General features: G+C 59.9%; 29 protein-coding genes. 14 read left to right on the top strand and 15 right to left on the bottom strand.

Translation table 11 applies throughout. The annotated features are described in order from the left end of the window. Positions 1–42: 42 nt before the first annotated feature. From pstB to AADH44_RS10390, 8 genes are all read right to left on the bottom strand, one after another. A complete protein-coding gene (gene pstB / locus AADH44_RS10425; RefSeq protein ID WP_341952738.1) occupies positions 43–822 on the bottom strand; it encodes a phosphate ABC transporter ATP-binding protein PstB in 780 nt (259 codons plus the stop codon). 19 nt (positions 823–841) lie between these two features. Further along, complete coding sequence (gene pstA / locus AADH44_RS10420) at positions 842–1,924, bottom strand: phosphate ABC transporter permease PstA (protein ID WP_341952737.1); 1,083 nt, start codon at positions 1,922–1,924, stop codon at positions 842–844. Next, positions 1,924–2,868: a phosphate ABC transporter permease subunit PstC gene (pstC, locus tag AADH44_RS10415; RefSeq protein WP_341952736.1), complete on the bottom strand. Its 945-nt coding sequence runs from the start codon at positions 2,866–2,868 to the stop codon at positions 1,924–1,926. The genes pstA and pstC overlap by 1 nt, the downstream gene beginning before the upstream one ends. A gap of 177 nt (positions 2,869–3,045) precedes the next feature. After that, a complete protein-coding gene (locus AADH44_RS10410) occupies positions 3,046–4,140 on the bottom strand; it encodes a phosphate ABC transporter substrate-binding protein PstS (RefSeq protein ID WP_341952735.1) in 1,095 nt (364 codons plus the stop codon). Between the two features lie 144 nt (positions 4,141–4,284). Next, the gene (locus AADH44_RS10405) at positions 4,285–5,364 is read right to left on the bottom strand and encodes a phosphate ABC transporter substrate-binding protein PstS (protein ID WP_341952734.1); all 1,080 of its coding nucleotides are present in this window, start codon (positions 5,362–5,364) and stop codon (positions 4,285–4,287) included. 91 nt (positions 5,365–5,455) lie between these two features. Then, positions 5,456–6,394: an NUDIX domain-containing protein gene (locus AADH44_RS10400; protein WP_341952733.1), complete on the bottom strand. Its 939-nt coding sequence runs from the start codon at positions 6,392–6,394 to the stop codon at positions 5,456–5,458. Next, complete coding sequence (locus tag AADH44_RS10395; protein WP_341952732.1) at positions 6,391–8,571, bottom strand: RNA degradosome polyphosphate kinase; 2,181 nt, start codon at positions 8,569–8,571, stop codon at positions 6,391–6,393. The genes AADH44_RS10400 and AADH44_RS10395 overlap by 4 nt, the downstream gene beginning before the upstream one ends. A 97-nt stretch (positions 8,572–8,668) precedes the next feature. Further along, a complete protein-coding gene (locus AADH44_RS10390) occupies positions 8,669–9,430 on the bottom strand; it encodes a response regulator transcription factor (RefSeq protein WP_341952731.1) in 762 nt (253 codons plus the stop codon). 94 nt (positions 9,431–9,524) lie between these two features. Between AADH44_RS10390 and AADH44_RS10385 the strand changes: the two genes are divergently transcribed. From AADH44_RS10385 to AADH44_RS10370, 4 genes are all read left to right on the top strand, one after another. After that, positions 9,525–9,779 carry a hypothetical protein gene (locus AADH44_RS10385; protein WP_341952730.1) on the top strand — a complete coding sequence of 85 codons (255 nt, stop codon included), beginning with the start codon at positions 9,525–9,527 and terminating at the stop codon, positions 9,777–9,779. 156 nt (positions 9,780–9,935) lie between these two features. Then, complete coding sequence (locus AADH44_RS10380) at positions 9,936–10,532, top strand: FABP family protein (RefSeq protein WP_341952729.1); 597 nt, start codon at positions 9,936–9,938, stop codon at positions 10,530–10,532. Then, complete coding sequence (locus AADH44_RS10375; RefSeq protein ID WP_341952728.1) at positions 10,522–11,589, top strand: glycine cleavage T C-terminal barrel domain-containing protein; 1,068 nt, start codon at positions 10,522–10,524, stop codon at positions 11,587–11,589. Before AADH44_RS10380 ends, AADH44_RS10375 begins: the two co-directional genes overlap by 11 nt. A 35-nt stretch (positions 11,590–11,624) precedes the next feature. Beyond that, positions 11,625–12,368, top strand: coding sequence for a phosphoglyceromutase (locus AADH44_RS10370; protein WP_341952727.1), 744 nt, complete (start codon positions 11,625–11,627; stop codon positions 12,366–12,368). Positions 12,369–12,477: 109 nt separating this feature from the next. Here the strand turns inward: AADH44_RS10370 and phoU are convergent, their stop codons facing one another. Continuing rightward, entirely contained in the window at positions 12,478–13,131 is a 654-nt protein-coding gene (phoU, locus tag AADH44_RS10365) for a phosphate signaling complex protein PhoU (RefSeq protein WP_341952726.1), read from the bottom strand. Positions 13,132–13,298: 167 nt separating this feature from the next. On the opposite strand from phoU, the gene AADH44_RS10360 reads away from it, so the two are divergent. Next, positions 13,299–14,450, top strand: a complete 1,152-nt coding sequence (locus AADH44_RS10360; RefSeq protein WP_341952725.1) for an ATP-binding protein — start codon at positions 13,299–13,301, stop codon at positions 14,448–14,450. After that, positions 14,450–15,130: a response regulator transcription factor gene (locus tag AADH44_RS10355; protein ID WP_341952724.1), complete on the top strand. Its 681-nt coding sequence runs from the start codon at positions 14,450–14,452 to the stop codon at positions 15,128–15,130. Before AADH44_RS10360 ends, AADH44_RS10355 begins: the two co-directional genes overlap by 1 nt. A gap of 44 nt (positions 15,131–15,174) precedes the next feature. Here the strand turns inward: AADH44_RS10355 and AADH44_RS10350 are convergent, their stop codons facing one another. After that, positions 15,175–15,684 (bottom strand): hypothetical protein, encoded by a 510-nt coding sequence (locus AADH44_RS10350; protein WP_341952723.1) that lies wholly within the window; start codon positions 15,682–15,684, stop codon positions 15,175–15,177. A gap of 101 nt (positions 15,685–15,785) precedes the next feature. Between AADH44_RS10350 and AADH44_RS10345 the strand changes: the two genes are divergently transcribed. Next, positions 15,786–16,268, top strand: a complete 483-nt coding sequence (locus AADH44_RS10345) for a CarD family transcriptional regulator (RefSeq protein WP_009772971.1) — start codon at positions 15,786–15,788, stop codon at positions 16,266–16,268. A gap of 26 nt (positions 16,269–16,294) precedes the next feature. Further along, positions 16,295–17,488, top strand: coding sequence for a 2-C-methyl-D-erythritol 4-phosphate cytidylyltransferase (gene ispD / locus AADH44_RS10340; RefSeq protein ID WP_341952722.1), 1,194 nt, complete (start codon positions 16,295–16,297; stop codon positions 17,486–17,488). A gap of 74 nt (positions 17,489–17,562) precedes the next feature. Here the strand turns inward: ispD and AADH44_RS10335 are convergent, their stop codons facing one another. Genes AADH44_RS10335 through AADH44_RS10325 form a run of 3 tightly spaced genes read right to left on the bottom strand, consistent with a single transcriptional unit; the run spans position 17,563 to position 19,030 of the window. After that, entirely contained in the window at positions 17,563–17,868 is a 306-nt protein-coding gene (locus AADH44_RS10335; RefSeq protein ID WP_341952721.1) for a hypothetical protein, read from the bottom strand. Then, complete coding sequence (locus AADH44_RS10330; protein WP_341952720.1) at positions 17,865–18,458, bottom strand: Asp23/Gls24 family envelope stress response protein; 594 nt, start codon at positions 18,456–18,458, stop codon at positions 17,865–17,867. Before AADH44_RS10330 ends, AADH44_RS10335 begins: the two co-directional genes overlap by 4 nt. Continuing rightward, positions 18,455–19,030, bottom strand: coding sequence for an RNA polymerase sigma factor (locus AADH44_RS10325; RefSeq protein ID WP_341952719.1), 576 nt, complete (start codon positions 19,028–19,030; stop codon positions 18,455–18,457). The genes AADH44_RS10330 and AADH44_RS10325 overlap by 4 nt, the downstream gene beginning before the upstream one ends. A gap of 126 nt (positions 19,031–19,156) precedes the next feature. Here AADH44_RS10325 and AADH44_RS10320 point away from each other — a divergent pair, with 126 nt between their 5' ends. Next, a complete protein-coding gene (locus tag AADH44_RS10320; RefSeq protein WP_341952718.1) occupies positions 19,157–19,672 on the top strand; it encodes an Asp23/Gls24 family envelope stress response protein in 516 nt (171 codons plus the stop codon). Continuing rightward, on the top strand, positions 19,669–19,857 hold the full coding sequence (locus tag AADH44_RS10315) for a DUF2273 domain-containing protein (protein ID WP_341952717.1): 189 nt from the start codon (positions 19,669–19,671) through the stop codon (positions 19,855–19,857). The genes AADH44_RS10320 and AADH44_RS10315 overlap by 4 nt, the downstream gene beginning before the upstream one ends. 35 nt (positions 19,858–19,892) lie before the next feature. On the opposite strand, the gene AADH44_RS10310 is transcribed toward AADH44_RS10315, so the two are convergent. Then, a complete protein-coding gene (locus AADH44_RS10310; RefSeq protein ID WP_341952716.1) occupies positions 19,893–20,249 on the bottom strand; it encodes a hypothetical protein in 357 nt (118 codons plus the stop codon). On the opposite strand from AADH44_RS10310, the gene AADH44_RS10305 reads away from it, so the two are divergent. The 4 genes from AADH44_RS10305 to rlmB all read left to right on the top strand — a co-directional run bounded on the left by AADH44_RS10305 (position 20,249) and on the right by rlmB (position 24,056). Then, positions 20,249–20,833 (top strand): DNA/RNA endonuclease G, encoded by a 585-nt coding sequence (locus AADH44_RS10305; RefSeq protein ID WP_341952715.1) that lies wholly within the window; start codon positions 20,249–20,251, stop codon positions 20,831–20,833. The genes AADH44_RS10310 and AADH44_RS10305 overlap by 1 nt on opposite strands. Next, entirely contained in the window at positions 20,830–21,444 is a 615-nt protein-coding gene (locus tag AADH44_RS10300) for a hypothetical protein (protein ID WP_341952714.1), read from the top strand. The genes AADH44_RS10305 and AADH44_RS10300 overlap by 4 nt, the downstream gene beginning before the upstream one ends. A 115-nt stretch (positions 21,445–21,559) precedes the next feature. After that, positions 21,560–22,990: a cysteine--tRNA ligase gene (cysS, locus tag AADH44_RS10295; protein ID WP_341952713.1), complete on the top strand. Its 1,431-nt coding sequence runs from the start codon at positions 21,560–21,562 to the stop codon at positions 22,988–22,990. A 31-nt stretch (positions 22,991–23,021) separates the two neighbouring features. Further along, on the top strand, positions 23,022–24,056 hold the full coding sequence (gene rlmB, locus AADH44_RS10290) for a 23S rRNA (guanosine(2251)-2'-O)-methyltransferase RlmB (protein WP_341952712.1): 1,035 nt from the start codon (positions 23,022–23,024) through the stop codon (positions 24,054–24,056). 79 nt (positions 24,057–24,135) lie between these two features. Here the strand turns inward: rlmB and AADH44_RS10285 are convergent, their stop codons facing one another. Continuing rightward, positions 24,136–25,320, bottom strand: a complete 1,185-nt coding sequence (locus AADH44_RS10285; RefSeq protein WP_341954988.1) for an aminotransferase class I/II-fold pyridoxal phosphate-dependent enzyme — start codon at positions 25,318–25,320, stop codon at positions 24,136–24,138. Between the last annotated feature and the right edge of the window lie 27 nt (positions 25,321–25,347).

The following is a 25,347-nucleotide window of genomic DNA, read 5'->3' as shown; positions in this document are numbered from 1 at the left end:
CCAATTGGCGCGGGGGCTGTTCTGTGGTGCTCAGGCGGTTCGCTAGCCGAACTTGCCCGATACGTAGTCTTCTGTTGACTGGATGGCCGGGTTCGAGAAGATCGTGGTGGTGTCGTCGTACTCGATGAGCTTGCCTGGCGCACCGGTTCCGGCAATGTTGAAGAAAGCTGTGCGGTCGGAGACGCGTGATGCCTGCTGCATGTTGTGGGTCACGATCACGATCGTGTAATCCTGTTTGAGTTCCTCGATGAGGTCCTCAATGGCCAGAGTGGAGATGGGGTCGAGGGCCGAGCACGGCTCGTCCATCAGCACAACGTCGGGCTTCACCGCGATAGCGCGGGCGATGCAGAGTCGTTGCTGCTGCCCGCCAGACAGTGACGATCCGGGCTTGTCGAGCCGCTCTTTGACTTCCTGCCAAAGGTTCGCGCCCACCAGTGATTGTTCGGCGAGGTCATCAGCGTCGCTCTTGCTGATGCGGGTGTTGTTGAGCTTGACACCGGCAAGCACATTGTCGCGAATAGACATCGTGGGGAAGGGGTTGGGGCGCTGGAACACCATGCCCACTTGGCGGCGCACGCTTACCGGGTCAACGCCAGGTGCATACAGGTTGTTGCCATCGATCAGCACTTCACCGTCAACGTAGGCGCCAGGAATAACCTCGTGCATACGGTTCAGGGTGCGCAGAAAAGTGGACTTGCCGCAACCGGAGGGGCCGATCAAGGCGGTCACTGTGCGGGGTTCAATCGTGAGCGAGACACCTTCCACAGCGCGAAACTTGCTGTAGTAGACGTCGAGATCATTGACTTCGATGCGCTTAGACACGAATTAGGGTTTCCTTCGGTTATCGACCGGTCTTGGGGGCGAAGATCTTGGCGATGATGCGTGCCAGGAGATTGAGTGCCATCACGATCAGGATGAGGGTGAGCGCTCCGGCCCACGCCCGATCAATGTAGGACTGGGCGTCTGTGCCCTGCGAAATGTAGGAGCTGTAGACGAACACGGGCAGGCTCTGCATGCGGTCGCTGAATAGCGAGTAGTTGAAATTGTTGGTGAAACCTGCAGCTATCAGCAGCGGTGCGGTCTCACCAATCACGCGGGCGATGGAGAGCATCACACCGGTCGTTATTCCGGCGATGGATGTCGGCAGCACAACTTTCATGACGGTCAGCCACTTGGGCACACCGAGTGCAAACGCGGCCTCGCGCAGTTCGTTGGGAACAAGCCGCAGCATTTCTTCGCTCGATCGCACTACCACCGGGATCATGAGCACAGAGAGGGCGACGGCTCCGGCGATTCCGACGCGTACGCCGGGGCCGAAGAACAACACGATGAGCGAGTAGGCGAAGAGACCAGCAACGATCGAGGGTATGCCGGTCATGACATCCACGAAGAAGGTGATGGCTTGGGCGAGACGGCCGCGACCGTACTCTACGAGGTAGATGGAGGCCATCAGGCCGATCGGCACGGAGATGATTGTTGCGGCGAGGGTCATCTGCAGGGTGCCGATGATGGCGTGAAGAGCGCCGCCACCTTCTCCGACAACATTGCGCAGCGAGAGGGTGAAGAAATCGACGTCGAAGCGGGCCGAACCGTTCACGACAACGGTGAAGATCAGCGAGACCAGCGGCAACAGCGCGATGACGAAGGCGAGCGCCACGAGGGTGGTAACGAGCCGGTCGGTGGCGCGGCGGTGGCCTTCAACGAGCCGTGAGACGGTGGTGAGCACAACCGCGTAGAGCACGATTCCGAAGAGCAGAGCGCCAACGATGTTGAATTCGCTTGCGGGCTGACCGGCCTGGAGAAACATGAAGATGATGACAAAGGTGGTGAGGCTACTGACGAGCATCACTAGGGGCGCCCAGCGGGGTAGCTGGCCTGCAGAGTAGGCGTTCTCGATGGGGCGCGCTGGCGTTGTGGTGGTCATCAGTTCGCTCCCGAGAATTCCTTGCGGCGGTTGACGATGTAGCGCGCGATTGTGTTGACGATCAGGGTGATAGCGAAGAGGATGAGGCCGGTTGCGATGAGCACGTTGACGTTGAGTCCGTAGGCCTCGGGGAAGCTCAGTGCAATGTTGGCGGCAATGGTCGAGGGGTTAATGGAGCTGATCACATCGAACGTAATCACGTTAGATGCCGAGAGCACCATGGCGACGGCCATGGTTTCGCCCAGTGCGCGGCCGAGACCGAGCATGGCACCAGAGACGATGCCGGCGCGGCCGAAGGGAAGCACCGCTATTTTGATCATTTCCCAGCGTGTGGCACCGAGAGCGAGAGCCGCTTCTTCATGCAGCACGGGAGTTTGCAGGAAGACCTCGCGGCAAATGGCGGTGATGATCGGCAACACCATGACGGCGAGCACGATCGATGCGGTGAGGAGGGTGCGGCCGGTTCCCGAGGCGGGCCCAGCGAAGAGGGGGATCCAGCTGAAGTTTTCGGCGAGCCAGGCATAAAACGGCTGCACTCCGACGGCAAGAACGTTGGCACCCCACAGGCCAAAGACCACTGAGGGTACTGCGGCAAGCAGATCGATGATGTAGCCAAGGGTTGCAGCGAGCGGGCGGGGCGCATAGTGCGAGATGAACAGCGCGATGCCGATTGCGATGGGAACAGCCATGATCAGCGCAAGGGCTGCAGACCACAGGGTTCCGAAGACTAGGGGGCCAACGTAGGCCCAGAAGTTGGTTCCCTCAAGCAGGGTGGTTTCTTCGGGGTCTGCGACAATACCTGGGATTCCCTGAACTACGAGGAAGGCAGCGACGGCTGCGAGGATCGCGAGGATGAGCGCGCCAGCGGTGAGTGAGGTGCCCGAGAAGAGGCGATCTCCTGGGCGCTGCTTCGCGCGGATACGATGGGCCGCGGTCGAGGTCATGTGTCGAGTATCCCTTATCCCTGGCTTGGTGTGCTGCGTCGTGGCTGGTTGGTGCTGCGTCGTGGCTGGTTGGTGCTGGATCATGCTGATTTCTGAGCGGCATTATCCACACGGCCCAAAGGAAAGTCTGCCCGACCCCGCTGCCAGTAGCAACGGGGTCGAAGCAGACTCAGGGTGTTACTTGATTGCGTCTACCGCAGCCTGTGCCTTCTCGAACAGCTTCGACGAGATGGGAGCCGAGCCTGCAGCGTCTGCTGCGGTGCTCTGGCCCTCGTCGCTGATGATGTAGGAGAGGTAGCCCTTGACCAGGTCAACGCCGTCGCTTGATGCGTACTCGTTGCACGCGATCAGGTAGCTGATGAGAACTACAGGGTAAACACCCGACTCGGCGGATGCACGGTCGAGGTTCACTGCGAGGTCAGTCTCGCCGCGGCCGTCTGCGAATGGCGACGCGTCAACGATTGCTGCTGCAGCTTCGGGGGAGTACGGAACGTACTCGTCGCCAACCTTGACGGCAACGGTTCCGAGGTCACCGGCGCGCGATGCGTCAGCGTAGCCGATGGTTCCGGTTCCGTTGGTTACTGCGTCAACGAGGCCCGAGGTCTGCGGAGCACCCTCGCCACCGAACTCGGTGGGCCAGGTTTCGATCGAGCCGACGGTCCAGACATCGGGAGCTGCAGCCGACAGGTAGTCGGTGAAGTTCGCTGTCGTTCCCGAGTCATCCGCGCGGTGCACAGCGGTGATTGCGAGGTCGGGCAGCTCTACACCGTCGTTCTGCGAAGCGATTGCATCATCGTTCCAGTTAGTGATTGAGCCGTTGAAGATGCCAGCAATCGTTGCAGCGTCGAGGTTGAGCGAGTCAACACCGTCGAGGTTGAAGATGATCGCGATTGGTGAGATGTAGGCAGGGATCTCGAGGATGCCGGTGCCGGGAACGCAGGAAGCGAAGTTGTCTTCGGCGATTTCCTCGTCCTTGAATGCGCGGTCGGAGCCTGCGAACTGGCTTCCGCCACCGATGAAGGTGTCGCGTCCACCACCGGAGCCGATGGGATCGTACTCAACGGTCACGTTGTTGTTTGCGGTCTGGAATCCAGCAACCCAGGCCTCCTGGGCTGACTGCTGCGACGATGCGCCGGCGCCAATAAGGGTGCCGGAGAGCTCTGACGGGGCCTCGCCGTTGTCGCCGCTGTCTGTAGCAGGTGCGCACGAGGAGAGGAGGATGGTTCCTGCGATAGCAATGGCTCCGATGGTGCCAAGACGCTTGAAGTTCACAGTTTTCCCTTCGGAATGTTGATGACAGGTTTCGGGTCGGTGCGACCCAAATAGAAAACCTAGGCGTTGCAGGTAGCCGCCATTGTTGTCATAGGTAAACGGCAGGTAAACGACGCACCAACAGGAGGAGGGAGAGCCCCCGAATTACTTGATTGCCGCCACTGCTGCGCTGGCCTTCTCGAAGAGTCGTTGTGAGATCGGGGCGGAGCCTGCTCCCGCGGCGGCGGCCTGCTGACCTTCGGGACTAATCACATAGTTCAAGTAGCCCCTGACGACATCCACTCTGTCGTTTGCGACGTACTCATTGCACGCGATGAGGTAGCTGATGAGTACGACGGGGTACACGCCGGCTGCAGTGGATGCTCGGTCGATTTCTACCGCGAAGTCGGTGGGGCCACGACCCTCACCGAAGGGTGAGACGTCGACGATGGCGGCTGCCGCTTCGGGGGAGTACTCGACGTACTCGTCGCCCACCTTCACCGCGACAGTTCCGAGACCGCCAGCGCGCGATGCGTCGGCGTAGCCGATAGTGCCGGTTCCGTTGGTCACCGCGTCAACAACGCCGGATGTTTGTGGTGCGGCTTCTCCGCCGAACTCACGTGGCCACTTTTCGATTGAGCCAACATCCCATGAATTGGGTGCGGCTTCTGCCAGATAGCTCGTGAAGTTCGCGGTGGTTCCGGAGTCATCCGCGCGGTGAACGGCGGTAATTCGCTGACTGGGCAACTCAACGGTCGGGTTCTGTTCAGCAATCGCCGGGTCATCCCACCGGTCAATAGCTTGTGTGAAGATTGCGGCAATCGTGTCAGCATCGAGATTGAGCGAGTCGACGCCGTCGACGTTAAAGATGATCGCGATTGGTGAGATGTAGGCCGGGATCTCGAGGATGCCGGTGCCGGGAACACACGAAATAAATTCTTCTTCGGCGATTTCGTCGACAGTAAAGGCGCGGTCAGAGGCGGCGAAAATGGCGCCGCCACCGAGGAAGGTGTCACGCCCACCGCCAGAACCGATGGGGTCGTATTCGACCGTAGCTTGCACGTTGGCCAACTGAAAACCGCGAACCCACGCCTCTTGCGCAGACTGCTGCGACGACGCCCCTGCACCGATAATTGTGCCCGTCAGTCCGGCACTATCACCCGGGGGCGTTGGCACGCACGCCGAAAGCGTAAGGGCGGTGGTCATCGCGATGATGCTGACGGTGCCAAAGCGGGTGAGCTTCACTGTGTCCCTTCGAGAAACTGACGTACACGTCATTCTCTCGCGAATTGGGGAAGAATTCATCGCCCGGAAAGCTCAGTGTGGCGAGTGGGCCTTAGGGATGATGGGTTTCTACCGCCACAAGTCGGGGCTTCTTGGTATCGCGAGCAAAGTGCAGCACCGAGAAGTCGCCGGTATTCAGCAGTGCCGCAGCGCGCAGTTGAGCATCCGGCTTTGTGTGCGAAGCATCCGCCAGCGCGCTAATGATCTGCGGCAGCACCGGACCATGACTACACAGGACGGTCGACTGCTGCTTCTTCAGTCTCTTCTCTACTAGCGCGGTCACCGCCTTACCGTTGCCGGCGTAAGAGTCTTGACTGATGTCGTCGGTCGACTTGATTACCAGTTCTGTGCGCTCCGCCAGCGGAATGATGGTTGCCAAACACCGGGCTGCCGTGCTGCTGACGATGCGTTCGGGGGCGAAGGCAGCGATACCGCCCGCGATGATGGCGGCCTGTTCGCTGCCGCGGTGCATGAGCGGGCGGGTGGCGTCGGGGCCATCCCAGGTTTCGCCCGGCACAGCTTTGCCGTGTCGAACCGCAATCATCGCAAAGGTTCGTGCGTTTCCTGCCTCATAAAGTGCGGCGAACCGGTCAAGCACATCAACATCGTGGGTATAGCTGACCTTCTTTCGGGCTTTAGAGAGCGGCAGCCATTCGAGTGATGAAATTTCGTCGTTGGGGGTGAACTTTGCGCGCTCGAGGTCGTGGTCGTTCACTTCGGATGACCAGTAGTGCACGTACTTGTCGCGTCCGTTGGCCAACGTGTAATGCACGTGGCCGAGTGGGGCACCAAGATCGACCCGAAGACCGGTCTCTTCGAATATTTCGCGAACAGCAGTCTCCGGCAGAGTTTCGCCAGGATCTAGTTTCCCCTTCGGCAGCGAGACATCTTTATGCACGGTGCGGTGCACCAGCAGAACCCGTGGTTTGCCGTCGACTACTCGCCAGCACACTATGCCGGCGGCCAGCACTGGTGTGGTCGTCGCGGTCACCGGCGAGCTCCGCCTCGTTTGCGCTGTGAGATTCGCTTCATGAGAACATCCTGTAGGTCATTGAGAGGTTCGCCGTTCTCTGCCCGGCTATGGCGCACCCAATTACCCTCAGAATCGAGCCACCACGATGCCGTATTTTCGTCGACGGCGAGCTCAAACATGTACTCAAGTTCCTCGATGTGGTCGGGCTCAACGATGCGTACCAGGGCTTCGACTCGTCGGTCGAGATTGCGATGCATCATGTCTGAGCTGCCGATGAACACCTGAGGGTCACCATTGTTATGGAACAAGAAAACGCGTGAATGCTCTAGATACCGCCCCAAGACGGAGCGCACCCGAATGTTCTCGCTGAGCCCGGGAACTCCCGCTCGCAGTGAGCAAATTCCGCGCACTACGATGTCGATCGGAACGCCCGCATTGCTTGCGCGGTACAGCGCATCGATGATCGCCTCATCCACAATTGAGTTCAATTTGATCCGGATGCCCGAGGGCAGTCCTGCGCGAGCGTTCGACGCTTCGGCCTCAATGTGCTTGACAAGCCCCTTGCGCAAATGGCGCGGAGCCACCAGCAGTCGCTTGAATTTCTTCTCGATCGCATACCCCGAAAGCTCATTGAAGAGCCGGGTGAGGTCTTTGCCGACCTGGTCGTCTGCGGTCAGTAATCCGAGGTCTTCGTAGAGGCGGCTGGTTTTGGGGTTGTAATTTCCTGTGCCGATGTGGGCGTAGTGGCGCAGCACGCCGTCTTCTTGACGCACGACGAGCGCGAGCTTGCAGTGGGTTTTGAGGCCGACAAGACCGTAGACGACGTGCACCCCGGCCTTCTCGAGCTTGCGTGCCCACGAGATGTTTGCGGTCTCATCAAAGCGCGCTTTGATCTCGACGAGCGCGAGCACGGCCTTGCCCGCTTCTGCTGCCCCGATGAGGGCCTCAACAATGGGGCTATCACCGCTCGTGCGGTACAGGGTCTGCTTGATGGCCAGCACATCCGGGTCGGCTGCTGCCTGCTCGAGGAAGGCCTGAACGCTCGTCGAGAACGACTCGTAGGGGTGATGAAGGAGCACGTCTTTGCGCGCGATCGCACGGAAAATATCGGCACGCTCGTTGCCTTCGGTCGGCATGAGACTCTGACTCGTGTTGGGCACGTGGCGCGGATATTTCAGGGCCGGTCGATCAATTCGTGTGAGCTGGAACAGCCCGCTCAGGTTGAGCGGGGCCGAGAGGCGATACACCTCCTGCTCGGTGATTTTGAGCTCGCGCACGAGAAGGCCGAGTGTCACCTCATCCATGTCGTCAGTGATTTCGAGACGGATGGGCGGACCAAAGCGACGATTCAGAATCTGCTTCTCGAGCGACTTGATGAGGTTCTCGGACTCATCTTCGTCAACGTTGACATCTTCGTTTCGCGTTACCCGGAATTCGTGGTGTGCCAAGATCTCCATGCCAGGGAAGAGTGCGCCGAGATGGTTGGAGATCAGATCTTCGATCGGGATGTAGCGCAGTTGGTCGCTGCCGTCATCCGGCAACTGAATGAAACGCGGTAGCACGCTCGGCACCTTCAGTCGTGCAAACTCTTCCTTCTGCGTTTTGGGATTGCGCACCCGAATCGAAAGGTTGAGCGAGAGGCCCGAAATGTAGGGGAATGGATGCGCGGGGTCGACCGCCAGCGGCATAAGTACGGGAAAGATTTGGCTCGAGAAGATGTCGTGAACGCGCTCGCGGTCGGCGGGGCCCAGGTCGGCCCAGGTCTCGATATGAATGCCCTCAGCATCGAGTGCAGGCTTCACACTGTGGGTGAACTCGGCTGCGTGACGCTCCTGCAGCGCATGAGCGGCGGCGCTCAACTCTTCGAGCACTTCGACAGGCGCGCGCCCGGTGTTAGTAGGAACGGCAAGGCCGGTGTCGATACGGCGCTTGAGGCCGGCAACGCGCACCATAAAGAACTCGTCGAGGTTGCTAGCGAAGATGGCCAAGAAGTTGGCCCGTTCGAGCAGCGGTATCGACTCATCTTCGGCAAGTTCGAGCACCCGTTGGTTGAAGGCCAGCCAGCTCAGTTCGCGATCGAGGTAGCGGTCATAGATGAGTGTGCCGTCGTCGACGCTCGACGATTCGTCGATGTCGTACTCGTCGAGCGAATCGGTGGCAGAGCTCGGATCGGCAAGCGCACTGTCGTTATCCATTAGATCATCCTGCCACTGAGTGATGAACAACTGATTAATTTGCCCACTAATGGGGTTCTTTCGTGAGAGACGAGAGTGTGTTGGAGACGTGCGAGCGTTATACGGCCACGGAACGCTGTTCGGCATCCGCGCTGTCGTTCGGCACGTCAGCAGCCGAACTTGCTGCCAAACCGGGCTCCGCCGAAACCACCGATTTTTCTGCCTCTTCGGTGATATTGAAGCAATACCCGACGTTGCGCACGGTGCCGATGAGGGACTCAAGCTCACCAAGCTTTGCGCGCAAGCGACGAACGTGAACGTCGACCGTGCGCGTGCCACCGAAGTAGTCGTAGCCCCACACTTCGCTGAGCAACTGTTCGCGGGTGAACACGTGCGAGGGGTGTGAGGCAAGAAAACGCAGCAGCTCAAACTCTTTGAAGGTGAGGTCGAGTGAGCGGTCTTTGGCCTTAGCTGAGTAGCTGGCCTCGTCAATGACGATTCCGGATGCCCGAATCTTGGATGCCGAACTGTCACCCTCGCGGCGCGCGATGGCCAGACGGATGCGGGCATCCACCTCGGCTGGTCCGGCCCCAACCACGAAGAGATCGTCGATGTGCCACTGGTGGTTGACGGCGGAGAGGCCGCCGTCGGTTACCACGACAAAGAGCGGGCACGAAATGCCCCCGGAGTGGAGCACGTTGCAGAGCCCTTTGGCAGCAGCAAGATTGGTGGTCGCATCGACAATGATCACGTCAGTGGTGGGTGCAACGACGAGTGTTGCGGGCGCGGCGACGACGACTTCGACCGTGTGGCTGAGCAAACCCAGGGCGGGTAGTGGTTCAGCGTCGGGCGCAGAGCTAAGCATCAAGATGTGTGCCATGGATGGCCTCCCCACTGCGTAGAAGGTATTCTACCCATCGTTCAGAGCGCCCATGAACGCGTGCTGTGCCTCCCGATCTGGGTACGATGGGGACATGACTTGGCTAAAGTGGAGCGTTGTTCCGGTGTGGCTGTTAAGCCTCACGGGAGCAATAATCATCGGCGCGTTGGCTGCCCCTGGCATGCGCATCACCTGGTTAGCGATCACTCTTGCCGGCGCCGTCATCCTAACTTTTGTGATTCAGATCGCCATTCAGCGCAAAGAACGTTTCGTCGCGCGGGCTACGGCCAGCATCGTGGGTGCGCTTGCGGTCGTTGCTGCAGCAACAGCAATCTTTGCCCTCATTTAGTGCGCTCGCACCGCAGAGAGATAGGATTAGTACATGCTTCTCGCACTTGAGCTCTTCTTCATCGGCCTTCTCGGTCTTGCCACGCTGTCAATCGGTTTCGTGTCCGTTGTTGTGGTCTATAACCTGTTTCGCGGCCAGCGCTAACCGCGCCGAATTGTGATCGAGCTAGACACATCCGGCCCCGCCGAACTTGCCCCACTCTCCTGGCTTATTGGTCTGTGGGAGGGCACTGGTGTTGTTGATTACACAATTGGTGAAGAATCGCGCAGTATCGAATTCGGTCAGCGCATCAGCTTTACGCACGACAGTCTCCCTCACCTCAACTACAGCTCGTACACGTGGTTGCTCGATGAGAAGCAGACTCCGCACGTAGCCGAAACGGGCTATTGGCGGCTACGTCGCCCGGCAACTGACGGCGACCCTGGTCCCGGGTTACTGCCCGCGGTGGGCCCGAAACCGTTTACGACGGTAAATGAGGTTGAAACGCTGCGCACGCCTACCGGCGGATTCGAGATCGAAGTGTCGATTATGCATCCGGGTGGTATCAGCGAAATCTATATTGGCGAGGTCGCTGGCCCCCGGATTGATCTTGCGACAGACGCAGTGATGCGCACCGAAAGCGCCAAAGAATACACAGCGGCAACGCGAATGTACGGTCTTGTGGATGCTCACCTCCTATGGGCATGGGACATTGCCGCTCTCGGCCAAGATCTTCGCACTCACGCATCAGGAAGGCTCGCTCGTGTCGAATAGCACTTTCACTTCGCGGGCCGGTGCTGTGGGAGATCCACCCGAGCACTACGGCAACCCTTTTGGCGAACAGCGCGCGCTAGCCGACGGAAAGTCAGTGGTCGAGCTGGCTGATCGCGCCGTGATTACGATCACCGGCCCCGACAGGCTCACCTGGCTTGACTCGCTGACCTCACAATCGCTCAGAGGCTTAGCCGCTGGTGAAAGCTCAGAGACCCTACTGCTCACCCCCAACGGGCGAATCGAGCATGCGATGCGGGTCATTGATGATGCCGAAACCACGTGGTTGCTCATCGATGGTTCCGAACGTGAAGCGCTAGCGAAGTGGCTCGACCGCATGCGGTTCACGCTTCGCGTCGAGATTGCTGATCGCACTGACGATTTTCTGACTATCGGCAGTTTCGGCGACGTCGCTCTTCCCGTCGCGGTCTCGAATGGTGTTGAACTGGTGTGGAGCGACTCGTGGGCTACGGTTGCCCAGGGCGGCCACCAATACTCCCGAGCAGAACACCATCCCGCCGCGAGTTGGAACTACCGCGAATCGCTCGTCGCACCAGACGCCGACCTCAGTGAGCTCTCTGCTTCCGGTTCCCTCGCCTTCGAGGCCCTGCGCATCGCCGCGTGGCGACCACGGTTCAGCTCTGAAGTCGACGACCGCACCATCCCCCACGAACTCGACTGGATGCGCTCCGCAGTACATCTCAACAAGGGGTGCTACCGCGGGCAAGAAACCGTCGCCAAAGTGCACAACCTCGGGCACCCGCCGCGTCGACTCGTCATGTTGCACCTTGATGGCTCAGAAGGCGCCCTGCCAGAAGCGGGTGCCGAGGTCACGCTCGGCGAGAAAGTTGTCGGAACCGTCACCGCCGCCGCCCGCCACTTCGAACTTGGGCCCATCGCGCTCGCAATGATCAAGCGTGGGGTGGATGCGGCAGAGACTTTGGCTGTTGCCTCCGACGTCGGCGAAATTTCGGCTGCGCAAGAAGTGATCGTGCCCACAGACGCCGGAGCGGAAGCCAACGTGCCTCGCCTTCCGCGACTCGGGGCCGTCAAGCGCTAGCGACAGTGTCTCGTCATTCTCGGTACGCTTGAGGCATGACTCACACCCTGATTTTGTTGCGCCACGGCAACTCCGAATGGAACAAGAAGAACCTCTTCACCGGATGGGTGGATGTTGGACTCACCGATCAAGGCCGCACTGAAGCGACGCGCGCCGGCGAACTCATTGCCGCTTTCGAAAAACAGCCTGACGTGCAGTACACCTCGCTGCTGAAGCGTGCGATCCACACCGCAAACATCGCGCTTCAGGTTGCCGACCTCGACTGGTTGCCCGTCAAGCGCTCCTGGCGTCTCAACGAACGTCACTACGGTGCGCTTCAGGGCAAGGACAAGGCTCAGACTCTTGAAGAGTTTGGCGAAGAGAAGTTCATGACCTGGCGCCGCAGCTTCGATGTGCCCCCGCCCCCGCTCGATGACTACGCCGAATACAGCCAGGTGCACGACCCCCGCTACGTCGGAATCGACGGCGAAATTCCTCGCACCGAAAGCCTCAAGCTCGTGATCGATCGCATGCTGCCCTACTGGGAATCCGATATCACTAAGGATCTCGCGGCAGGCAAAACCGTACTGGTCACCGCCCACGGTAACTCGTTGCGCGCGCTCGTAAAGCACCTCGATGGCATCTCAGATGACGACATTGCGAGCCTCAACATCCCGACCGGAATTCCGCTGATTTACGAACTCGACGAAAACTTTATGCCCATCAAGCCGGGCTACTACCTCGACCCCGAGGCGGCAGAAGCGGGAGCCGCAGCGGTGGCATCGCAGGGCAAAAAATAGCGCCCACTCGAACGTACGCAGGAGCCCCGGTGAGATTCGCTCTCACCGGGGCTCCTGTTCGTGTGCGACACATTCTTGAGCCAGGCACACGGCTGTCGAGAATTGCAGGTTAGGCGTCTGTTGGAACCCAGTCGCCGGTAGCCAAGTACTGAACCTTCTTGGCGATCGAGACCGCGTGGTCTGCGAAACGCTCGTGGTACCGCGACGCTAGGGTGGCATCCACGGTGTCTACCGCGGCGCCCTTCCAGGTCTCACCGAGCACCTTGTCGAACACGCTCAAGTGGAGTGCGTCAATCTTGTCGTCGTCATTGCGAATCTCTTCCGCGATGCGAACGTCTTCATGCTTGAGCAGTTCAACGAGCTTCTTGGCTACAGCCACGTCAAGAGCACCGAGTTCGGCGAAAGTGCCGCGCAATGACTTGGGCACCACCTTGTCGGGGAACCGGTAACGAGCAAGCTGAGCGATGTGCTCAGCCATGTCGCCCATGCGCTCGAGTGACGCGCTGATGCGCAGAGCGCTCACCACAATTCGCAAGTCTCGAGCGACTGGTTGTTGACGAGCGAGGATATTAATCGCCAGCTCGTCGAGTTCTGCTGCAGCAACATCAATTTCGTCATCGTCGGCGATCACCGTTTCGGCGAGCGACACATCTGACTCATTAAATGCTTGTGTTGCGTTCTCAATTGAGACCGCCACAAGGCTGGCAATTTCGACGAGGCGGTCTTGCACCTCGCGCAGTTCCTGTTGGAATACTTCGCGCACGCTATCTACGTCCCTTCGATACGGGCATGACGAAGCCCGCACGGCTTAGGCCACACTGCCCGCGTTAGGTTAACAGCAGGTGTTTGGAGCCTGAACTTTATCTGAAGTGAGTACTCGTCGCGAACTTGCGGCGAGCGGATGCCTCAGATGTAACTAATCTAGTCGCTATGGACTCTGCGTGGCTCGTGCCAGCCGCCCTCGCCTTTGGCGTCATTCTCGGTGCTGGTATGTCCTTCATCATTTATGCTGCCGCGCAGCGCGGTCAGCGGGCAGCCCACGTGGTCTCGTCTGCGGTGCCGGATGGCGTCGATCAGGTCATAGATGCTTTGGAATCCGCCGGCATTGTGCTCGACCCTTCGAACAACATCATGAAGGCCTCGCACGCCGCCCTCACCTACGGACTCGTGTGGAACCATGCGCTCGTGCATCCAGAGCTGGTGGAATTTGTTGATCAGGTTCGGCGCACCGGCGAACCGATCGCCCAAGAAGTGCACTTGTCGCGTGGTCCCTTTGGAGACGCGAACATTTTTCTTTTTGTTCGTGTTGCTCGGCTTGGCACGCGATATGTTCTGCTGTTAGCCGAAGACCGCACCGAGTCGTATCGCCTCGATAGCGTGCGTCGTGACTTCGTCGCGAACATCAGCCACGAACTTAAAACCCCCATTGGCGCTGTGGGTTTGCTCGCCGAAGCGCTGGTTAGTGCATCAGATGAGCCGGAACAGGTCACTCGCTTCGCCAAGCGCCTCACGAAGGAGTCTCAGCGGCTTGCACGCATCACGCAGGAGATCATCGAACTCTCGCGGTTGCAGTCCGCAGACGGGCTTGCAGAGGCAGAACCTGTGGACATCGATCATGTGGTCTCGATCGCGATCGATCACAACCGCGTAGTCGCCGACCTCAACCGAGTCAGCCTCGTGAGCGGGGGAGAGAGCGGCGTTGAAGTCTTTGGTGACGAAACCCTGCTTGTGCTTGCTATCGACAACCTCATCTCCAACGCCGTGCAATACTCGCCCGAAAACACGCGAGTCGGCATCGGGGTGCGTCAAAGGGCGGGGGCCATCGAGATCTCGGTCACCGATCAGGGAGTCGGTATTCCCGAAGACGAGCTGGACCGAGTGTTCGAGCGCTTCTACCGCAGCGATCCGGCACGGAGCAGGCACACGGGCGGCAGCGGCCTCGGTCTCAGTATCGCCAAACACGTCGTGCAAAACCACGGTGGAGACATCCGCGTGTGGTCGCAACTCGGCAAAGGCTCAACCTTCACCATCCGATTGCCAGAAATCGATCACGCCGTAGCCCACTCACTAGGAGAGAAATAATGACCCGAATTCTGATTGTCGAAGATGAGTCATCGCTCAGCGAACCCCTTGCATTCCTGTTGGAGCGTGAAGGCTACGAGACGGCAATTGCCGAAGACGGGCCTGCAGGCCTCGCCGAGTTCGATCGCAATGGTGCCGACCTGCTCCTGCTTGACCTTATGCTTCCTGGTCTCGCAGGCACCGAAGTGTGCCGAGAAATCCGCACCCGCTCCAGCGTTCCCATCATCATGCTCACGGCAAAAGACAGCGAAGTGGACATTGTGGTCGGCCTGGAGTTGGGGGCAGACGACTACATGACGAAGCCGTATTCCACTCGCGAGCTCCTGGCTCGCATCCGTGCGGTTCTGCGTCGTCGCACCGAAGATGTCGACGAGCATGAGTCGATCCTAGAGGCCGGGGGAGTTCGCATGGATGTGGAACGCCACACGGTGACGGTCGATGGCGTCGATGTGAGCATGCCGCTGAAGGAGTTCGAACTTCTTGAGCTGTTGTTGCGCAATAGCGGACGGGTACTCACTCGTGGTCAGCTCATCGATAGGGTGTGGGGCGCCGATTACTTCGGTGATACTAAAACGCTCGATGTTCATATCAAGCGCATCCGTTCGAAGATCGAAAAGACGCCGTCGCAGCCGAAGATGTTGGTTACCGTGCGTGGGCTCGGCTACCGCTTCGAAGACTGAGCGGGCGCAGACTGAGTGGGCGCAGACTGAGTTATGGGCTGACGCTATTCGCTGAGTGTGCTGGCGGGGGCTAGGTCGGCGTAGATGCTGTGGTCGCCAGCGATGACCGGCAGGAGAAGTTCTGTGCCGCTGTCGTTTCCATACTGAAGGTAGACGGGGAAGAGCTGGCCGGCGCTGACGCCGGCGTCGTTGATAATGATCTTCTCACCGTCGATTTCGGTGCCGTAGCTCTTGACCTCGTTGGCCGACAGCGGCTTGGAGATGTCGACTCGCTCTCCGTCTGCTGTTTCGTACTGCAGGCGAAGGCTGCCGCTTGAGGTGCTGGTGTTGATGATGGTGATCATGATGCTCACGGCGGAGTTATCTTCGCTGCTGATCGCGAGCACGTTGCGCACCTTGAGCTCGCCGACTGACGCGCTGATGCCATCACTCGGGTCGTATTGGTTGAGTGTTGCGATCGGCGTGATGAACGAACAACCCGCGGTGCCCACAAGGAGCGCGCCGGCGATGAGGGCGGATGCTGCGGCGCGTGCTGCGCGAGTGCGTACTGTCACACGGCCATCCTATCGACAGCCACGGCGAGGGGTTAAGTTAGGACACCCTTACTGTGCCCTAACTGTGATAAACTGGGTTTTCTTCGAGAGGACCACTATTCATGTTGTTTGAGGTCGGCGAGACTGTCGTTTATCCCCATCACGGTGCTGCAACTATCACCGAGGTCAAGAAGCGCACCATTAAGGGCGAAGAGAAAATCTATCTTAAGCTCAACGTAACGCAGGGTGATCTCACGATCGAAGTGCCCGCTGAGAATGTAGATCTCGTGGGTGTTCGCGACGTTATTGGCCGCGAGGGTCTCGACCAGGTTTTCGAAGTGCTGCGTGCACCGTTTACCGAAGAGCCCACCAACTGGTCACGCCGGTACAAGGCCAACCTTGAGAAGCTTGCCTCTGGCGATGTCATTAAGGTGTCTGAGGTAGTTCGCGACCTCTGGCGTCGAGACCAAGACCGCGGCCTCTCTGCTGGAGAGAAGCGCATGCTTGCTAAGGCACGCCAGATTCTGATCTCTGAGCTTGCTCTAGCTGAGAAGACTGACGAAGAAAAGGCATCGCTCGTTCTCGATGAGGTTCTTGCCTCCTAATTCTTAGGGCGCTTGCTGCTTCGCACATGAGCACAACTATTGAACCTCGCGTTGCTGTCATTGTTGTTGGGGCAGGAAGTGGAACACGCCTCGGACGAAACGAGCCGAAAGCGTTTGTTCCGCTCGCAGGGCGTCCCAATCTGAGTCGTGCGCTCGACGCCGTCTTTGCGATGGCGGAGCCAGCTCAGGTAATCGTGACTGTGCCATCATCGTTCGTCGAGATTGCCGAGCAGCTGATTCGTGAGGTTCCGGGTGCCGATGGCCGCGCATCCACGGTCATTGTTGGTGGTTCAACTCGCCAGGAGTCAGTTTCCGCTGCGCTGGCACTTCTCCAGCCATCGGTAGAAGTCGTTCTTGTGCACGATGCTGCACGCCCGCTCACGCCCAGCGCCATTTTTGATTCTGTTGTGGCACATGTGCGCAGCTCTGGCGCAGGAGTTGTTCCTGGCCTTTCCGTCACCGACACCATCAAACGCACGGATGGCAACGGGCAGATCGTGGAGACAGTTGATCGTTCAGTGCTAAGTGCGGTTCAGACGCCACAAGGGTTTCCGCGCGAGCAGCTGGTTGCGGCGCATGAGGCAGCTAACGAAGAGTTCACTGATGACGCCGCCGTGGTTGCCGCTGCTGGGCATCCGGTCGTAGTGATTCCTGGAGATCATTTGTCTTTCAAGATCACGACCGCGTGGGAGCTGCGCCGAGCCGAGCAGTTGTTTATGACCCCGACCGCGTCAGACATCCTTGTTGGTATGGGCACTGACGTGCACGCGTACGACGAGACCAAGCCACTGTGGCTCGCTGGCTTGTACTGGCCTGATGAGGTCGGCCTCCGGGGGCACAGCGATGGAGACGTCGTCTCGCACGCCATTTGCGATGCTCTGCTCTCGGCGGCCAATCTCGGTGACTTGGGCAGCGTCTTTGGCACGAGCGACCCCAAGTTTGAAGCCGCACACGGTGACGTGTTCTTGCGTGAGGCACTTCGCTTGCTTCAGGATGCTGGCTTCGAGGTGGGCAATGTGGCGGTTCAGATCATCGGCAATCACCCCATCGTGTCTCGCCGCAGGGTCGAAGCCGAGTCACTCTTGAGCGGCATTCTGGGCGCGCCCGTGAGCGTTGCCGGCACAACTACCGATGCCCTTGGTTTCACAGGGCGCGGCGAGGGTGTAGCGGCGATCGCAACCGCACTAATAAGCCACAACCGTCCACCGCGTTCTGTCTAGAGCTGTCCGCCAGAAAGGTGTCTCGGATGTCGAGGCGACGGCGGAGGCATCTACTCGCCGGACCGGCCAAAGGGTTAGGTGATGTGGGCTATCTGGACGTCCACGGTGGTGCCTGGTGCGGCCCCATCCAGGAGCGCATCGGCAACCTGCCGGGCCGTTTCGGGTGCTGGCTGATCGGGTGCTGCAGCGATTTTTGCGGTGATTCTGGTGCCGCTGGGTGTTTCCTTCACCTCGACGCAGACCGATTGGTCGGTGTTAGGGGTGCCCGCTCCGGGGGCGGAGAGCAGACTGGGCTCGGGTGACGGCGGGAACATCTGAACGACTCCGGGCACGCTCCGGATCCGTGCAGTGAGCTGTCGTGGTTCGGCGGGGGTGCTCATCGGGTGGCCTCCTCTTGACGTGTGTATCCGTACAGGTCGTTGATCACGATGTTCACGGCGGTGACATGAAGGTGGGTGTGCTTCCGCAGCGCATCGTGAATACCGCTGCGGAGGGTCTCTGCGAGTTGCTGCGCAGGTTGGCTCCACGCGGTATTGGCCGTCACCGTAATCGCGACGGGTGCGTTGAGGGACTCTACGTCGCCGTCGATTCGGGTATTGCCAACCACCACACCGTCAATGTCGTCGCCAACAGCGCGGACGAGGGCGCGAACGGCGCCTTCGGTGATGCTCAGGCGAACCTGTGGGTTGTCATGGTGCAGCGGCAGGGAGCGTCCCGCACGCGCCTCGCGGGCGATATTCGCGATGACGGCGCTGAACCAAGACTCGGATGGGGCTGCCCGACGGGTGCGCTCGTGAATGAGTAGGTCTCGAGATAACTCAGCGACGCGGTTCAGCCCGGCTAGCGCATTGAGGCACTCCGGGCATGTTTCGATCTTCGGGTCCGGGGGAGTGCGGTCGGCGGTGAGATAGTCGCTGAGCTCATCGATGGTGTTCCCACATCCGAGCACGGTGGGTGCGATTTCGGTCACCGCCATCCCTCCATTTGTGTGTAGACACTTGCCCTAGCCCGTGCGAGTTTACCCCGGACGGCCGAAGGACTGATTTCCAGCTCGTCGGCGATTTGCTCGTAGCTGAGTTCTGCAATCTCGCGAAGTAGCCAGCACTGCCTTTGGTCGTCGCTCAGGGTGTCCAGAGCTGTCGAGAGTGCTCGCAGCTGAGCGTGCCGAATCGCAAAATTTTCAGGCTCCGTCTCACGGGGGAGAGCGATCTCCCACTCCGGCAGTGCGTGATCAGCCGCACGTCGACGTACGTGCGTGAGCGCCTGTCTGCTGGCAATTTTCATTAGCCAGGCTCGCACGCTTGTAGGGTCACGCAGAGTGGGAAGCTGCCGCCACGCGAGAAGGAGTGAGTCCTGTACGACATCGTCGGCGTCGCTGATGGATCTGAGCATGCGCGCAACGTAGGCGCGCATCATCGGGACGTGGCGTCGGCACAGTAGATCAAAAGCTGCAACATCGCCGTCGATGGCACGCTCCGCAAGGATTCCATCGGCCACATCCTCCCGAAGGCCGGTTGCGCCTTTTTCGTCTGTGGGAGTCATGCCGGAACCAATCAGAAATAAATTCGTGACGAACTTGGGGCGAAGCGCGTCTTATTTGTAGAAAGACAATATCGCGAGATCCGCCGCCACACGGTGACGGTCAACCCTTTAACAGATTGAGGAATCATGGTCACCGAAAATGAAAACCAGTCCACCAGCTCCGTAATACCCGCGCAGAGTGGCACACCCAAGTCCTCGGGAGCATCCGGATCGCGCGTCGATCGTGCTTCTTCGCCCTCGAACCTGGATTCGGGTACGTCAACGGCTGGTAAGACGACGATCAGCGACGGCGTGGTTTCGAAGGTCGCCGGCATCGCAGCCCGGGCCGTTCCCGGCGTATTTGCCCTCGGTGGCGGAGGAGCTCGCGCCCTCGGCGCCGTGCGGGACGCGTTCAACGCGACAGACCTCACTCAGGGGGTAAAGGTCGAGGTCGGCGAAACACAAGCCGCCGTCGACATCACTCTCGTAGTTGACTATCCGACACCGATCCAAGAGGTATCAGACAACGTGCGGGCAAGTGTCGCCAGTGCAATCACCAACCTCGTCGGCCTGGAAGTTGTCGAAGTGAACATCGCCGTTAATGATGTGCACCTCCCTGGCGAGGACAGCAATGACGAGCCCGAAGAATCACGCGTCGCATGAGTGGCACCACGACCGGCGTTCTGAGTGGGGCGATCCTCGCGTTCGCTATTCTGCAATTCGGCTTCTGGGGGTTCCTCCTCGTCGCGGTACTGATGGCGATCGGTGGGCTTGTGGGTCGCCTCGCATCCGGGCAGCTAGACCTTCGCCGAATCGCAGACGCGTTCCGCGGTCGGGGTAGCTCCTGATGGAGACGCAAGCCACGGTTCGTAGCGCGGACGGGTCACCTCGACACGCCGCTGAGGTGACCCTGCAGCCTGGCAGGACCGTCATCCACGACCGAGTCATCCTCAAGGTGGTAGAACAGATTTGCGCTACTGCGTTGGATGTTGATCGCGGCAGTGTGACCGCGAAGGTCTCTTCCGCTAGTGGAGGGATGACCGTGACGGTCGCCTCCCCGCTGTCGATCCCTCCGCTGGATGACGACATAGCCGTTCACGCCGCGGGGTCGATTGTGGACCGCCTCAGCTCCGCCCAAACCAGCCTCCGGGAAAGGATCGGACGGGTCACGGGCAGGGAAGTGACCCGCGTGAACATCACGATCACCGGCGCCATTCTCAGTGAGGTACGGAGAGTTCAATGAGCGGCAATGCAGCATCTCGGCGCATCATCCGCCGAGAGACGCACTCCCCCCGAACTGTTGCGATGGTAATCGCAGCAGTTCTCTCGATAGTGGCGCTGGCGTACCTCGGCACCGAAATCGTTCTTTCGCTGCTGTTGCAACCCGCGTTGCTCGTTTCGCCGGTAGCCTCCGGCGAGTGGCTGACCCGCCTACCCGAACAGCAACCGGTGTGGGCGATCATCACTGCCGCGGCTGTTTTGGCCGTAATCGGCATTATTTTGTGCGTGATTGCGCTTACACCGGGGCGTCTACCCAAACATCAAATGATTGCCGAGGGACGCGCGGTACTCGTCGACAATGCCGTCATTGCTGCAGCGTTGGCCCAGCACATCAGCGATCACACCGGCATTATCCGTGACCGCATCACAGTCGGGGTTTCTCGCCGTGTTGTCGACGTCACCGTCGCCCCTGATGCGGGCCTTCCTGTTGTCGACTCTCAAATCCGCGACCTGGTTGCCAGCGAATTGGAACACTATCAACTCACCCGAGCAGTCAAAACTCGGGTACGAACACCGCAGCCGCATAAGGGAACACGCTCATGAACAACACCAACCGGTTCCTCAATCGCGCGCTCATTCTCGTCGTGGGTGTCATGCTCCTCGCTATGGGTGCCGGAATTGTCGTCGTTTTCGTCTGGAGCACTGCGGCACAGTGGTGGACCACAACATCCGCTTACGCGCACACTTGGCTCGACGATGCGATAACCAGAACCACAATCGGCAACACCACAGCTAACTGGGTAGCCTTCGGTTCCCTCGCAGCGGTCACGCTTCTCATCGTGCTGCTGATCGTCGCTCTTACACGATTAGGCGGTGGGCGCACCAACGCCTTCATCCGCACCGGAGGTAAAGACAGCCCCGATGGGCGAATTGTTATCGACACCGCTTTCGCCTCCGACGCGCTGCTGAAGTCACTAGACCAGCGGCCCGAGATCCTATTTGGCCGAGTATCGGCCGCGAGCGTGCGACGCAAGCCCATGCTCCACGTCAGCATCACTCCTCGCCAAAACACCTCTCCGCGGCAAGTCACCGATGACGTTGAGCGCCTCCTCGACAACCTGGCGGCGCTTACCGGTCAGCAAATGCCCACCTACGTGTCAATCCACAGCGGGCTTAGAGCACGGCTCGCGCACGACGAACGTGGAATCGCTTGACCTAGCTTCGCTTAGCCGCGTGTGCTGGATTAGCTTCCAGTACGGGGTGTGGCACGTCCGTAGCTTCTGCAGGTGTGTCCATGCAGCACAGCGCGGCGTTCGCTAAACTTGCTTAGTGACTATTCGCCTGTATGACACTCGGAGTGCCAGCCTCGTCGACCTCGAACCCCGGGAGCCGGGCAAAGTAGGGATCTACGTCTGCGGTCCCACCGTGCAGGCTGCACCGCACATCGGGCACCTGCGTTCCGCTCTCGTCTATGACATTTGGCGTCGCTGGCTCACATACCGTGGTCTCGATGTCACTCTGGTGCGCAACGTCACCGACATTGACGACAAGATTTTGAACCAAACAGTGGATGCCGCAGCAGCGGGCTCTACCGAACAGTGGTGGGCCTTGGCCTACCGCATCGAACTCGAGTTCACTGCTGGCTACAACGAGCTTGGCATCCTGCCGCCCACCTACGAGCCGCGCGCTACCGCCAACATTTCTGAAATGCGCGACTTGATTGCACAGCTCATCGAGCACGGCCATGCTTACGCGGCAGCGGATGATTCGGGCGACGTCTACTTCGACACCCAGTCGTGGCCTGCATACGGCGAGCTAACTCACCAAAAGCTCGACGACATGGTTGCTGCGGCCGACGCCGATCCCCGCTCAAAGCGAGACCCGCGCGACTTTGCCCTGTGGAAGGGCAGCAAGCCCACCGAGCCGGAGTCTGCCTCATGGCCGTCACCGTGGGGTGACGGCCGCCCGGGGTGGCACATCGAGTGCACGGCAATGTCTCGCCGGTATTTGGGTGGTGCGTTCGACATCCACGGTGGTGGCCTCGATTTGCGGTTCCCGCATCACGAAAATGAGTTGGCTCAGTCGAGTGCACTCGGCGATGATTTTGCGAAGCACTGGGTGCACAACGGCATGGTTCACGTGAATGGCCAGAAGATGTCAAAGTCGCTCGGCAACTCTGTCTTCGCGCGCGACCTGCTCGATGCTGCGCGCCCCATTGTGGTTCGGTACCTGCTCGGGGCCGCTCACTATAGTTCCACCATTGACTACACTGACGGTTCGCTCGACGAGGCCGAGGCGGCATTCGAGCGCCTTGAGGTCTTCATCGAACGAGCCACACGTCGCCTGCGCGACACACGCTTCGACGTTGCCAACACCAATGAAGTTCCCGAAGCGTTTGGTGAAGCGATGGATGACGATCTTGCGGTTCCCCAGGCGCTCGCAGTTGTGCACGATACAATTAGGGCAGGTAATGCCGCGCTCGACGACGGAGATCTCGCGGCAGTCGCTACCGCGCGATCCCAAGTGGTCGCTATGGCACAAGTTTTGGGTATCAACCCACTAGATCCACGATGGGGTTCTGAACTTTCAGAACCAGCCGTCGCTGCTCTCTCAGCACTGGTTGAGAAGCTCATCGAGGATCGCAATACGGCACGCACGGCAAAGGACTTTGCTGTGGCGGACCGAATCCGTGATGAACTATCAGCGGCGGGCATCACTGTAGAAGATGACTCGACCGGATCGCATTGGAGCTTGCCGTGAATAATCGGCGCTTCCGACAGGAGCAACACTCGTGAAAAACCCAGGTAACAAACCCCGCGCAGGAGCGGTACGCAAGGGCCGCAAAGGCCCCCAGGTCGGCTCGGGAGGCCAGGGACGTCAAGCTCTCGAAGGTCGTAAGCCCACCCCCAAAGCAGTCGATCGCCCGTACCACCCCGCAGGCAAGCGCAAGGCTGCTGCCGACCGGTATGAAGCGGCCGGCGGTCGCCGCAGCGGTGGCAAGCCAACGGATGCACCTCAACAGCGTACGAACCGTCCCACTCAGTCGAGGGTTGCCAAGTCTGCTGACGAGTCAGAAATGGTCACCGGTCGCAACTCCGTTCTTGAAGCACTTCGTGCCAAGATTCCCGCACACACTCTGTACATGGCGGCGCGCATCGAATTCGATGACCGCGTCAAGGAGATTCTGAAGCTCGCTACGGCCCGTAATATTGCGGTGCTTGAAGTGATGCGTCCCGAACTTGACCGTCTTGCCGGTTTCGATTCAGTGCATCAGGGTGTTGCACTCAAGGTGCCGCCGTACGAGTACGCGCACCCCATGGAGCTTCTCGACAAGATTGAGGCGCGCGGCCAGGTTCCGCTGCTCGTTGCTTTGGATGGCATTACCGACCCGCGTAACCTCGGAGCCATCGTGCGGTCGGTTGCCGCATTTGGTGGCCAAGGTGTCATCGTCCCGCAGCGTCGTTCAGTAGGTATGACGGCATCCGCGTGGAAGACCTCGGCCGGTGCTGCTGCTCGCACACCCGTAGCGATGGCCAATAACCTCACGCAGATGATCAAAGAATACAAAAAGCGCGGCGTATTCGTGCTGGGCCTTGATGGTGATGGAGATGTGTCACTTCCCTCACTGCCGTTGGCTAAAGAGCCTGTGCTGATCGTGGTCGGCAGCGAAGGCAAAGGCCTGTCGCGACTGGTCACCGAGAACTGCGACGCGATCGTCTCAATCCCGATCAGCGCTTCGACAGAATCCCTCAACGCCGGCATCGCTGCGAGCGTCACGCTCTACGAAATTTCGAAGCTCCGCTCAGCGGCACGCAAAAAGAAGTAGTTCCGTTCAGAGAACGACAGAGCCGCTGTCCCTCAGGGGCAGCGGCTCTGTGCTTGCCCGAAGGCAGAGTGATTGGGGCTTATTTGCCCGTCACAGCGTCAAGCGCCGCGGTGATGTCATTCATGAGATCGTCAATGTGCTCAAGGCCGACCGAGATGCGAACAATGCCGGCGCCGGGCCTCGCCTCAGAGGCAACGGGGCGGTGAGTGAGCGACGCAGGGTGCTGCACGAGAGTGTCGATTCCCCCCAACGACACTGCGTGTGTGATGAGTTTCACCGACTCAGTGAACTTGGCCGCAGCCTCATAGCCGCCAGCCAAATCCAGAGCAATGAGTGAACCGGCGCCCGCAGACTGGGTGCCGATAAGACCGGCAGGGTCTTGGCCAGGGAGGCCGGGGTAGAGCACGCGAGCGAGAGCCGGATGCCCATCCAGACGACGAGCAAGTTCGCCAGCAGTCTCTTGCTGAGCCCGCACCCGCAAGGGAAGCGTGCGCAGGCCGCGGTGGAGCAGGTATGCGGCAAAGGGGTGAAGCACGCCTCCGGTGAGGGCGCGAACGTTGCGCAGGCTCTTGGCGTGTTCCTCACTGGTGGCGATCACGCCACCCATGACGTCACCGTGACCACCGAGGTACTTGGTTGCGCTGTGCAAGACCATGGCTGCGCCAAGTTCGAGGGGGCGCTGCAGCACAGGGGTTGCGAAAGTGTTGTCGACGAGAACGGGCACGTCGCCGGCGGCGGCGACGATCTTCTTGATGTCGACAAGTTCGAGCGTGGGGTTGGCGGGGGACTCGACAACGACGAGTCCGGTGTCGGCCTGGATGGCATCCGCAAGCGAATCAGCGTCAGCCCACGTGACGGTAGTGCCGAGCAGTCCATTGTCGAGCACGTGGTCGGTTCCACCGTACAACGGGCGAACACCCACGACGTGGGGGCGGCCGGCGGACGCGATGGAGATAAGCACCGCAGCGAGTGCGGCCATGCCGCTGGCGTAGGCCACGGCGGCTTCTGCTCCCTCTAGTGCGGCGAGGCCGTCTTCGAAGCGGGCAACTCCGGGCTGCCAGAGGCGCTGATAAACAGCGGAATGGCCATCGATGATGGGGTTTCCGGTGGCGAGGTTCTCATAGGAGTCGCCCCCAGCCTCAACGCTCGGCAGCGGGTTGGTGGTCGAGAGATCAATGGAGGGAACATGTTGGCCAGATTCCAGCACACCCTCCATCCCCGCGTGAACAGCAAGAGTTTCGATTCGGATGTCGTGAGGCAGCATGTCTTGATATGAGCAGAAACTGCGCCG

The organism is Salinibacterium sp. TMP30, from assembly GCF_038397785.1.
Classification (GTDB): Bacteria; Actinomycetota; Actinomycetes; order Actinomycetales; family Microbacteriaceae; genus Rhodoglobus.
The sequence above is the reverse complement of the archived record's forward strand: the minus strand, read 5'-3'. Positions and strand labels throughout refer to the sequence as shown.